Source organism: Streptomyces sp. NPDC058221, from assembly GCF_042882365.1.
GTDB lineage: Bacteria > Actinomycetota > Actinomycetes > Streptomycetales > Streptomycetaceae > Streptomyces.
In genome coordinates this window covers 1-11250 of record NZ_JBHVWF010000201.1, presented here as the reverse complement: position 1 = coordinate 11250, position 11250 = coordinate 1, and the positions used below count along the sequence as shown (strand labels likewise).

General features: G+C 71.4%; 11 protein-coding genes. 4 read left to right on the top strand and 7 right to left on the bottom strand.

The genetic code is table 11. The annotated features are described in order from the left end of the window. Together ACFVW8_RS35895 and ACFVW8_RS35890 are read right to left on the bottom strand one after the other, a co-directional pair. Positions 1–2325: Tex family protein (locus tag ACFVW8_RS35895; RefSeq protein ID WP_389697633.1), on the bottom strand; the 2325-nt coding region annotated here is incomplete at its 3' end. Between the two features lie 156 nt (positions 2326–2481). Beyond that, entirely contained in the window at positions 2482–3339 is an 858-nt protein-coding gene (locus ACFVW8_RS35890) for a hypothetical protein (RefSeq protein ID WP_389697631.1), read from the bottom strand. A 134-nt stretch (positions 3340–3473) separates the two neighbouring features. Between ACFVW8_RS35890 and ACFVW8_RS35885 the strand changes: the two genes are divergently transcribed. Continuing rightward, positions 3474–4481, top strand: coding sequence for a GlxA family transcriptional regulator (locus ACFVW8_RS35885; protein WP_389697629.1), 1008 nt, complete (start codon positions 3474–3476; stop codon positions 4479–4481). A 44-nt stretch (positions 4482–4525) separates the two neighbouring features. Further along, positions 4526–5161, top strand: a complete 636-nt coding sequence (locus ACFVW8_RS35880; RefSeq protein WP_389697627.1) for a DJ-1/PfpI family protein — start codon at positions 4526–4528, stop codon at positions 5159–5161. A gap of 24 nt (positions 5162–5185) precedes the next feature. On the opposite strand, the gene ACFVW8_RS35875 is transcribed toward ACFVW8_RS35880, so the two are convergent. Further along, a complete protein-coding gene (locus ACFVW8_RS35875) occupies positions 5186–5944 on the bottom strand; it encodes an enoyl-CoA hydratase/isomerase family protein (RefSeq protein WP_389697625.1) in 759 nt (252 codons plus the stop codon). Positions 5945–6024: 80 nt separating this feature from the next. Between ACFVW8_RS35875 and ACFVW8_RS35870 the strand changes: the two genes are divergently transcribed. Together ACFVW8_RS35870 and ACFVW8_RS35865 are read left to right on the top strand one after the other, a co-directional pair. Continuing rightward, the gene (locus tag ACFVW8_RS35870; protein WP_389697623.1) at positions 6025–6678 is read left to right on the top strand and encodes an HdeD family acid-resistance protein; all 654 of its coding nucleotides are present in this window, start codon (positions 6025–6027) and stop codon (positions 6676–6678) included. A gap of 134 nt (positions 6679–6812) precedes the next feature. Next, positions 6813–7268 (top strand): ATP-binding protein, encoded by a 456-nt coding sequence (locus ACFVW8_RS35865; RefSeq protein WP_389697621.1) that lies wholly within the window; start codon positions 6813–6815, stop codon positions 7266–7268. Positions 7269–7327: 59 nt separating this feature from the next. On the opposite strand, the gene idi is transcribed toward ACFVW8_RS35865, so the two are convergent. From idi to galE, 4 genes are all read right to left on the bottom strand, one after another. After that, positions 7328–7921: an isopentenyl-diphosphate Delta-isomerase gene (idi, locus tag ACFVW8_RS35860; protein ID WP_389697619.1), complete on the bottom strand. Its 594-nt coding sequence runs from the start codon at positions 7919–7921 to the stop codon at positions 7328–7330. A 149-nt stretch (positions 7922–8070) separates the two neighbouring features. Next, entirely contained in the window at positions 8071–8532 is a 462-nt protein-coding gene (locus tag ACFVW8_RS35855) for a GNAT family N-acetyltransferase (protein ID WP_389697635.1), read from the bottom strand. Positions 8533–8904: 372 nt separating this feature from the next. Next, entirely contained in the window at positions 8905–9846 is a 942-nt protein-coding gene (locus ACFVW8_RS35850) for a cation diffusion facilitator family transporter (RefSeq protein ID WP_389697617.1), read from the bottom strand. Between the two features lie 168 nt (positions 9847–10014). Continuing rightward, positions 10015–10998, bottom strand: coding sequence for a UDP-glucose 4-epimerase GalE (galE, locus tag ACFVW8_RS35845; RefSeq protein WP_389697615.1), 984 nt, complete (start codon positions 10996–10998; stop codon positions 10015–10017). Between the last annotated feature and the right edge of the window lie 252 nt (positions 10999–11250).

The window sequence follows — 11250 nt, the reverse complement described above, 5'->3', positions numbered from 1 at the left end:
CCCCTGGCCGCCCTGGCCGCCCTGGGCTCCCTGACCGCCGCGCGGCCCCGCCCCGCCCTGCCCCTGCCGCTGCCGAGGCGGACGCCCGCCCCGCTCGCCGCTCGGGCCATCGGACCCGGACGCGGAGCCGGGAGCGGCCCCGGGCCTCGCCCCCGCCTCGTCGTCCAGCCGCAGCGTCAACGAGATCCGCTTCCGCGGAATGTCGACCTCCATGACCTTCACCCGCACGATGTCACCCGGCTTCACGACGTCCCGGGGATCCTTCACGAACGTCCTGGACATCGCCGACACATGCACCAGACCGTCCTGGTGCACCCCGACGTCCACGAACGCGCCGAACGCCGCCACGTTCGTGACGACCCCCTCCAGCACCATCCCGGAGGCGAGATCGCCGATCTTCTCGACGCCCTCCTTGAAGGTGGCCGTCTTGAAGGCCGGACGCGGGTCGCGCCCCGGCTTCTCCAGTTCCCTGAGGATGTCGGTCACGGTCGGGAGCCCGAACTTCTCGTCCACGAAGTCGTCCGGCCGCAGCGAGCGCAGCACACTCGTGTTGCCGACCAGCGAGGCGACGTCACTGCCCGTCCGCTTCACCATCGCCCGGACCACGGGGTACGCCTCGGGGTGCACGCTGGAGGCGTCCAGCGGGTCGTCACCCCGGATCCGCAGGAAGCCCGCGCACTGTTCGTACGCCTTCGGGCCCAGCCTGGCCACGTCCTTCAGCCCCTTGCGGGAACGGAACGGCCCGTTCGTGTCGCGGTGCGCGACGATGTTCTCCGCGAGGCCCGAGCCGATGCCGGAGACCCGCGAAAGCAGCGGCGCCGAAGCGGTGTTGACGTCGACCCCGACCCCGTTCACACAGTCCTCGACGACCGCGTCCAGCGAGCGAGACAGCTTCACCTCGGAGAGGTCGTGCTGGTACTGCCCGACCCCGATCGACTTCGGGTCGATCTTCACCAGCTCCGCCAGGGGGTCCTGGAGGCGGCGCGCGATCGAGACGGCGCCGCGCAACGACACGTCCATGTCCGGGAGTTCCTGCGAGGCGAAGGCGGACGCCGAGTACACCGAGGCGCCGGCCTCCGACACCATCACCTTGGTGAGCTTCAACTCCGGGTGCTTTTCGCACAGTTCACCGGCGAGCTTGTCCGTCTCGCGGGACGCGGTGCCATTGCCGATCGCGATCAGATCGACGTCGTGCGCCTTCGCGAGCTGCTCCAGCTTCGCCAGCGACTGGTCCCACTTGTTGGCAGGCACGTGCGGGTGGATGACATCGGTCGCCACGACCTTGCCGGTCGCGTCGACGACGGCGACCTTCACTCCGGTACGGAACCCCGGGTCGAGCCCCAGCGTGGCCCGCGTCCCGGCCGGTGCGGCGAGCAGCAGATCGCGCAGGTTCGACGCGAAGACGCGTACCGCCTCGTCCTCCGCCGCCGTGCGCAGCCGCAGCCGCAGGTCGATGCCGAGGTGGACCAGGAGACGGGTGCGCCAGGCCCAGCGCACGGTGTCGGCCAGCCACTTGTCCCCGGGCCGGCCGCGGTCGTTCACCCCGAAGCGCCGGGCGACCATGTTCTCGTACGCCGAGGGGCCGGGCTCCCCGGACGGCTCCTCCGGCTCCAGAACGAGGTCGAGGACGTCCTCCTTCTCACCCCGGAGCATCGCGAGCACCCGGTGCGAGGGCAGCGCGGTGAACGGCTCGGTGAAGTCGAAGTAGTCCGCGAACTTGGCGCCCGCCTCCTCCTTGCCGTCCCGCACCTTCGCCACCAGCCGGCCGCGCCTCCACATGCGCTCACGCAGCTCGCCGGTCAGGTCGGCGTCCTCGGAGAACCGCTCGGTGAGGATGGCGCGGGCCCCTTCGAGGGCCGCTGCCGGGTCCGCGACACCCTTGTCCGCGTCGACGAAGGAGGTGGCCGCGACCAGCGGATCCACCGACGGATCGTCCAGCAGGCCCGAGGCGAGCGGTTCGAGCCCGGCCTCCCGGGCGATCTGCGCCTTCGTCCGCCGCTTCGGCTTGAACGGCAGATAGATGTCCTCGAGGCGCGCCTTCGTGTCCGCGGCCCGGATCTGCGCCTCCAGCGCGCTGTCGAGCTTGCCCTGCTCCCGTACGGATTCGAGGATCGCCGCCCGGCGGTCCTCCAGCTCCCGCAGATACCGCAACCGCTCCTCGAGCGTGCGCAGCTGCGCATCGTCGAGCATTTCGGTCGCTTCCTTGCGGTAGCGCGCGATGAACGGCACGGTCGATCCGCCGTCGAGCAGCTCGACGGCCGCCTTCACCTGTCGCTCGCGTACGCCGAGCTCCTCGGCGATCCTGCCTTCGATGGACGTCGTCACGGTTTTACCGACTCGCCTTCTCGTACTGGCTGTGCTGGTCGGGCCCGGCCGTCCGTCGTTCGGACGGGCTCCGGGCCACTCGCCTGCATTCTGCCGGGTGGCCGGGCGCCGTGTCGCCCGACCGCCCCATATGCCGGCTGCCTGTTACCAGGCCGGTCAGCCGGTCGCGTCCGACGGGAACGCGCCGGCGGCCAACGCCGTGCCGAGGAATCCGCGCCCGAGCTCGGTCAGGCGCGCGACCGCCGCACCGCCGAGATGTTCGTACGGAGTCAGGTCCATCCGGTCCGTGGTCTCCTCGAGACCGGCCCGCAGTGCGGTGCCCTCGTCCGTCAACTCGCCCTCGGCGGTGAGCAGTCCACGGTCGCGAAGGCGCGCCGACGCGTCGTCCCAGTCCGATCGCCGCCAGCCGCGGGTGGCCAGCACCCAGCGGGGCGCCATGCCCTTGCCCGTGGCGGTATGGCTGACCAGGGCCTCCACCGGGTCGAGTCCGGCGGCGAGGAGTGCGGCGAGATGGGCGTCGCCGCGGTGTTCCCGCAGCAGGGTCGCCGCGTGCCAGTACGCCAGATGCGGCTGCTCCGGCACCGGGAGATCGGCATGGGCGGCGTAGAGCGGCCGGGCGTGTCGGGTACAGCCCTCGGTGGCACGCAGGGCCAGCTGTGCGGCCTCCGCCATCTCGGGGGAGGCGATGATCTCCTCGCCGAGCAGCCTGCGCAGCGTCGAGTCGGCGGCGCGCAGCCGTGCGGCCAGGACCTCACCCGGTGCGGCGATGTCCCAGACGGCGGGCACATGCCTGGTCACGAGCTCGTGGTTGAAGTTGTAGAAGGTCGCGGTGACCGTACCCGGGCCCACCGCGCCCAGAGCGGCAGCGCGGGAGGCGAAGTAGGCGGCGGAGGGGTCCTCGATCCCGATCCCGCCGAGCTCCTTTCCGAGGTCGGGGGAGAAGTAGAGCGAGGAGTGGATCGGGTTGAGGGCGTTGTGGCAGCGGCGTCCGGCACGGGGCGGCAGAGTACTCATGCCTGCACGTTACCGACTGGTCGGTACGTATCGGAACCCCGAGGCGCCGGTGACATCTGTCGCAGCCCGTCATGGCAGGAAAGGTGGGGAACCCGTCATTGCGGCCGTCCGGCATGCCGCCCAGGATGGCAGACATGAAGCAGCGTTCCGTACTCGTCGTCCTCTTCGACGGCATCCAGAGCCTCGATGTGAGCGGGCCGCTGGAGGTCTTCGCGGGCGCCTCCCGGTTCCCGGAGGTCTCGTACGAACTGCGCACCGCCTCGCTGGACGGCGCCCCGGTCCGCTCGTCGAGCGGACTCACGCTCGTCCCCGACAGCACGCTCGCGGCCGCCGGACCGGCCCACACCCTCCTCGTCCCCGGCGGCCGGGGCACCCGTGCCCCCGACCCCGCCCTGGTCGAATGGCTGCGCGAGCACGCCCCGCACGCCGAACGGCTCGTCTCCGTCTGCACCGGCGCCCTGCTGCTCGCCGAAGCCGGACAGCTGGACGGCCACCGGGTGACCACACACTGGAGCGTCTGCGACCACCTCGCCCGCGCCCATCCGGACGTCGAGGTCGACCCGGAGCCGATCTTCGTTCGGGACGGCCGGCTGGCCACCTCCGCCGGAGTCACCGCGGGCATCGATCTCGCCCTCGCACTCGTGGAGGAGGACCACGGCCGGGACGTGGCGCTCACCGTCGCCCGGCATCTCGTGGTCTTTCTGCGCAGGCCCGGAAACCAGGCCCAGTTCAGCGCCCAGCTCACCGCGCAGACGGCCCGCCGCGAACCGCTGCGCGAGGTCCAGCACTGGATCACCGGACACCCCGGCGACGATCTGTCCGTCGAGGCACTCGCCGCCCGCGCCCGGCTCTCGCCGCGCCACTTCGCCCGCGCCTTCCAGGCCGAGACGGGTATGACGCCCGGCCGGTACGTCGACCGCGTCCGGCTCGAAGAGGCCCGCAGGCTGCTGGAGGACACGACCGACGGCATCGCCGGCATCTCACGCCTGTGCGGATACGGCACCCCGGAGGCGATGCGCCGCGCGTTCGTCAAGGCGCTGGGCGCCGCACCCGCCGAATACCGCAGGCGGTTCAGCCCCAGGCCGGCGGACGAGCCTCCCGGCCGGCCCCGCCCCACCGATCCCGCCCCCCTCACCCACTGACCCGGACCCACTGACCCTCACCGACCGAAGGCAGGCAGCCGTCCATGCAGATCGCCATCGTCCTCTTCGACCGCTTCACCGCGCTCGACGCCGTCGGACCGTACGAGATCCTCTCCCGTGCCCCGGGTGCCGAGACCGTCTTCGTCGCGACACGGACCGGTCCCGTACGCAACGACAGCGGCAGCCTGTCCCTGGTCGCCGACCGGACGCTCGACGACGTCCCGTCGCCCGATCTGGTGATCGTCCCCGGTGGCCCGGGGCAGAGCGCCCAGATAGAGAACGAGACCCTGCTCGGCTGGCTGCGCAGCGCCGACGCCACCAGCACCTGGACGACGTCTGTCTGCACCGGCTCACTTCTGCTCGCGGCCGCGGGGCTGCTGAAGGGGCGGCGGGCCACCTCGCACTGGCTCGCCCTCGGCACGCTCAAGGACTACGGCGTCGAGCCGACCGGCGAACGCGTCGTCATCGACGGCAAGTACGTCACCGCCGCCGGCGTCTCCTCCGGCATCGACATGGGCCTCACCCTGCTCGGCCGCATCGCGGGCGACCGGTACGCCCAGTCCGTGCAGCTGCTGACCGAGTACGACCCGCAGCCGCCGTACGACGCCGGATCCCCGGAGAAGGCCCCGGCCGATCTCGTCGAGGAGTGGCGGGCCGGGAGCCGCCACATCCTGCGGTAGCGATCCATCGGCGGCAGGGAGCACTCAGGCCTGCGACGGCCAGGTGAAACGGGGTGCACGCCGCTCCAGGAAGGCGGCGACGCCCTCCGCGGTGTCGCCGCTGCGGCGTGCCTGGTCCGCCCAGTGGGCATCCCGGTCCTCGCGTCCCGCGGTGAACTCCTTCGCGGCCGCCTGGGTCAGCTGCGAACGGGACAACAGGACCCGTACGTAGGCCTCGACCCGCTTGTCCAGCTCACCGGCCGGCAGCACCTCGTCGACCAGACCGGTCCGCAGCGCCCGGTCCGTACCGATCAGCTCACCGGAGAACAGCAGGTGCTTCGCCGTCGCCGGGCCCGTCAGCGCGACCAGCCGGCGGGTCGACGACGCGGCGTACACGATCCCGAGCCTGGCGGGGGTGACGCCGAACGACGCCCCTTCCTCGGCGAACCGCAGATCGCAGGCGGCCGCGAGCTGGCTTCCGCCGCCCACGCAGTAGCCGCGCACCGCGGCGAGTGTCGGCCGGGGGAACGCGGCCAGCGCCTCCTCCGCCGCCACCGCGAGCCCCTGCGGGGCGCCCGAGGGGTCGCGGAGCGAGGAGATGTCCGCGCCGGAACAGAAGGTTTCCCCGGCCCCGGTCAGTACCAGCGCGCGCACCGAGGAGTCGGCCGCCAGCCGGTCCAGCAGCACGGGCAGCGACTCCCACATGGCGGCCGTCATGGCGTTGCGCTTGGCGGGGTTGCTGACGACGACGGTGGCCACGCCGTCCACGACGGTGTGCTCCAGCCGGGGTTCCGTACGGTCCATGCGCCGGATGCTATCCATACCGTTCGAACCTATGATCAAGAAGGGGCCGCGAAGCAGGAACGCACCCCGAGGAGCTTCTGGTGGCCGATCCCGCACAAGAGGGCAGGAAGCTCAGCCGCAGTTTCGGCGGCCTCGCCCTGCTCGGCATTCTGCTCGTCGTGGCCGGTCTGGTCGGCCTCGTCTACACCGGCGTCGCCACGCTGACCTCGATGATCCTCTTCGGCTGGCTGCTGCTGGTCGGCGGTCTGGTCGGGTTGCTCCACGCGATCCAGTCGCGCGGCACCAACTACTTCTGGCTGGGGGTGGTGGTCGCCGCGCTGAACATCGCCGCCGGGGTCGTCGTCATCCGCCACCCGCACGGCTCGGCCGAGGCGCTCACGATGTTCGCCGCGCTGCTCTTCCTGACGGGCGGCGTGTTCCGCCTGGCCGGCAGCGTCGTGGTGCGGGGTCCGCAGTTCGGCTGGACGCTCCTGCAGGGCGCGTTCGGCCTGCTGCTGGGTCTGCTGGTCCTCTTCGACTGGCCGCACAGCAGCCTCTATGTGCTCGGCTGCTTCTTCTCGCTCGCCCTGCTCTTCGACGGCCTCGGACTCGTCGCGATCGGGGTGGGCGGCCGCCGGATCGTCGCCATGGTCTCGGACCGGATGACACCCGCGGGCGGACCGGACCAGGGCGGATCGGGCCAGGGGCAGCCCGGTCAGCCCCCAGGAGGCGAGCAAAAGCGGTCCGACAGCTGACCCACCCACAGCTATCCGGTCAAGTTCCGTCGATAGAAGTCCACTTCTGCTCAGTGGTACGGACCGGACCGACTACGCCCCGCACCCTGTACTCGACGTGCAGTCACCATCGAGTGGAGAGCGGGTACCTGTCTATGGAGAGCCGCGGGAGTGTCCCCGCCAGGCCCGTGTCGTACGAAGGGGTCTGGCGGTTCACCGCCCCGGCCACGGACGTCTCCGTACCGCAGGCCCGGCACGCCGTACGCGATCTGCTGGAGCGCCAGGGCGTGCCCCTGGACGATGACATCGCCCAGGGGCTGCTGCTGATCGTCTCCGAGCTGGTCACCAACGCCGTGAAGCACGCGGCGCTGCTCTCCCCGGAACTCGCGGTCGAGGTGGCCGTGGGCGCCGAGTGGGTCAGGGTGTCCGTCGAGGACAACCACCCGTACCGTCCGACGGCCCTGGAGACCGACTACGCGCAGACGGGCGGGCGCGGACTGCTGCTGGTCCGGGAGATCACCCGGGAGGCGGGCGGCGCCTGCGACGTGGAGCACACCGCGGGCGGCGGAAAGGTCATCTGGGCGGCGCTGCCCCTCAGCACGATCCTGTGACGCGCACATGGATTCGCCCATGACGCGCAGCCGCTGACCCTTCCGCGCCGGAGCCTTCCCTACCAGCCGGCGGCCGGGCCCGTCAGCTCACGGATCGCGGGCCGGGCGGCATCCAGCACCGTCAGGAACCACGCCGAGAACGGCGCCGCGGCGTGCCGCTCGGCCAGCTCGTCGGCCGATACGAAGGCCGTCCCGCCCACCTCCTGCGGATCCGGCCGCAGCTGCTCCTGCGCCATCCCCACGAAGAGGTGGTTGAACTCCTGCTCCACCAGACCCGAGGCGGGGTCCGGGTGGTTGTAGCGGACCGTGCCGGCCGCGGCCAGCAGCGAGGGGGAGATACCCAGCTCCTCGTGCGTCCGCCGGGCGGCGGCGGCGAAGGGCGCCTCGCCCGGATACGGGTGACCGCAGCAGGTGTTGGACCAGACACCGGGGGAGTGGTATTTGCCCAGGGCGCGCTGCTGCAGCAGCATCCGGCCCTGCTCGTCGAAGAGGAACACCGAGAAGGCCCGGTGCAGTTGGCCGGGTGGCTGGTGGGCGGCGAGCTTCTCCGCCGTGCCGATGGTGTTGCCGTTCTCGTCGACCAGTTCGAGCATGATCGCTTCTGCTGCGCCGTTCGACGAGCTGTTCGCCGCGGTGGCTGGTGTGGTCGGCATACCCATCCTTCGCTGTGGTCCCGGCCCCGTGCGCCGGTCCCGTCGAGTCTGCTCAAGTCTGCCGTACAAAAGCCGCTTGTCCGCACTTCGGGTCCTGGCATGTCAGGTGCCGCCGCGCAACGCGGACGCGGCGGCACCTGACGCGCACGTCAGACCCCGAACGCCGCCGGGTACCGAATCGTGCCCTGCGGAACCGGACCGGAATCGTCGAGGACCAGTGCCATCATCGCCTCGTCGGGCACCTCGAAGCCCGGCCGGATTCCGTACCGCGACGCGGGCACGAAGCCGAACCTCGGGTAGTACTCGGGGTGGCCGAGCACCAGGACCAGCGGCTCCCCGCGCAGCCGCGCCGCGTCGAGCAGGGCCCGCACTACGGCCTGGCCCGCGCCCCGGCGTTGGTGCTCCGGTGCCGTGGCCACTGGAGCCAGCGCCAGCGCCGGTGCGCCCCCGACCAGACAGCGGGTCAGCAGGGCGTGGGCGGCCACGGATCCGTCGGGCGCCTCGGTGAGGTAGGAGAGGCCGGGCAGCCAGGCAGCCGGATCGCCGCGCAATGCGTCGACGAGCCTGGCCTCCGCGTCCGTCGGGAACGCCGCGGCGTTGACCGCGTACACCGCACGGGTGTCCGCGGCCGACTCGGGCCGGGGTGTCCAGTGGGTGCCGTTGCCTGAAAGGGGCTGCTCGGGTGCGTGGCCCTGCGGGGAAACGGACGGTTCGTCGTGCCGGGAGTGATCGTTGTCGGTCAACGTGGGAAACCCTTGGGTGAGCGGGTTCCGGCCGACGTACCGACTCGGTGAGGGCCGGAATGCTAGCCGGTGACCCGGGAATTGAAGCGGGACCGGATGGTGCGCCGGGCAGGCGTCGTCGCGGCAGTCATCGACCCCAGCTCCTCTCTCGGACACGGCTCTCACGCGGGCAGAGGCTCGTACGCCTCTGCGAAAACCCTACACCGCCGGTCGTTTCGCCCCGTCCGCCGGCGGCAGACGTCAGTGGCAGAGCTTCGCCTCGTGCTCGGCGTGCCCGCTCGGCTCCAGCTGGAAGGTGCAGTGCTCCACGTCGAAGTGGTCGCCGAGGCAGCCCTGCAGCTCGTGGAGCAGCTTCTCGTGCCCGATCGAGTCGAGCAGCTCCTGGTGCACCACCACATGGGCGGAGAGGACGGGCATGCCGGAGGTGATCGTCCAGGCATGGAGGTCATGGACGTCCAGCACCCCGGGCAAGGCCGTGATGTGATCGCGCACCTCACCCATGTCGACGCCCTTGGGCGCCGACTCCAGCAGGACGTTCAGCGTCTCCCTGAGCAGCTTCACGGTACGCGGGACGATCATGAGTCCGATGATCAGCGAGGCGATCGGGTCCGCGGCCTGCCAGCCGGTGGCCAGGATGATGCCCGCCGAGACCAGCACGGTCACCGAGCCGAGGGTGTCGGCGAGCACCTCCAGATAGGCGCCCCGCACATTGAGGCTGTCCTTCTGGCCGCGCATCAGCAGGGACAGCGACACCACGTTCGCCACCAGGCCGACCAGGGCGAAGGCGATCGTCAGCCCGCCCCGCGTCCCGGCCGGGCTGACGAACCGCTCCACCGCCTCGAAGAGGAGATAGCCGCCGACCCCGAGCAGCAGCAGACAGTTCGCCAGCGCGGCCAGGATCTCGGCGCGCGCGTAGCCGAAGGTGCGGTTGGGCCCGGCAGGCTTGTTGGCGAAGTGGATCGCCAGCAGCGCCATGCCGAGACCCAGTGCGTCGGTCGCCATATGGGCCGCGTCGGCGATCAGCGCCAGGGAGCCGGAGAGCAGCCCGCCGACGATCTCCATCACCGTCACGGTGAGCGTGATGCCCAGCGCGATCCGCAGCCGGCCCTGGTACGCGGCGGCCGCCGTGCCGGTGGGTACGGGTCCGCCGTGCGTATGTCCGTGATCGTGCCCAGCCCCCATGGGGACGCCTCCCGGTCGTCTCGCGGGCCCGGCCCGAACGGCCCGAGCAATTGCCAGTGAACTACGGGGCGGGGGTACCGGGCAACACGGCAGTGAACACCGTTGTCAACTGCTCTGACCTGCGGAAATGTCCGCAGGTCAGAGCAGTGCGCCGATGGGCCCGACAGCTCACCCGGTGGCTGCCCCGGGGTGGTGCAGCAGCCAGCCCTGCCAGGCCGATCCGACCATTTCGCGTACCCCGAGCCGGGCCGTCCAGCCCAGCTCGCCGGCGATCCGGTCGCAGGACGCGACCGCCTTCGAGGCGTCCCCGGCCCGGCGTGCCTCGAACTCGGGCCTCCGGTCGAGGCCGGTGACCTCCGCCACCAGGGCGGCCAGCTCGCGGACCGAGACGCCCTCTCCGCGACCGATGTTCACGGTCAGGTCCCCGGGCCCGTCCTGCACGGCCAGCCGGCGGGCGACGGCCAGGTGCGCGTCGGCCAGATCGGCCACGTGGATGTAGTCACGGATGCACGTGCCGTCGGGGGTGTCGTAGTCGTCACCGAAGATCCGCGGGGCCTCGCCGCGGGTCAGCCGGTCGAAGAACATCGGGATCACGTTGTAGACCCCGGTGTCCGCCAGCTCCGGCCCGGCCGCGCCCGCCACGTTGAAGTACCGCAGGCAGCCGGTGGCCAGCCCGTGCGCCTGCCCGGCCGCCCGCACCAGCCACTCCCCGGCGAGCTTCGTCTCCCCGTACGGGTTGATCGGGACGCAGGGGGCCTCCTCGGTGATCAGCTCCGCCTCGGGCACGCCGTACACCGCTGCCGAGGAGGAGAACAGGAAGCTCCGCACGCCGGCGGCCACAACCGCGTCCAGCAGGACGGTCAGCCCGCCGATGTTCTCCCGGTAGTACAGGAGCGGCTTCTCGACGGATTCGCCGACCTGCTTCTTCGCCGCGAGATGGACCACACCGGTCACCGCGTGCTCCGCCAGGACCCGGTCCAGCAGCGCGCGGTCGCCCGCGGAGCCCCGGATCAGCGGGACGCCGGCGGGCAGCCGGTCCGGGTCACCGGTCGAGAGGTCGTCGAGAACGACCACCCGCTCACCGGCCCCCTGCATGACCCGCACCACATGTGCCCCGATATATCCCGCTCCGCCTGTGATCAGCCATGTCATGCGGGTCAGACTAGGGCCTGTCGCCGAGCTGCCGTCTGCCGCGCGACGGCAGTTCGACGTCAGGCCCTAAGGGCTGTCCCACCGCGTTTTGTCAGGCCGGGCAGCCATCGACGATGATGATCGCGGACGGCGCCGCATGATCCCGGTCCGCCCGGAACGGAGCATAAACGGGCAGTGAACTCCCGCTTCCGTTCATCCGATAGCCTCTGCCGACATGCCGCCGGCCCGCATCGGGCCGTGCCAGTCGCGCGC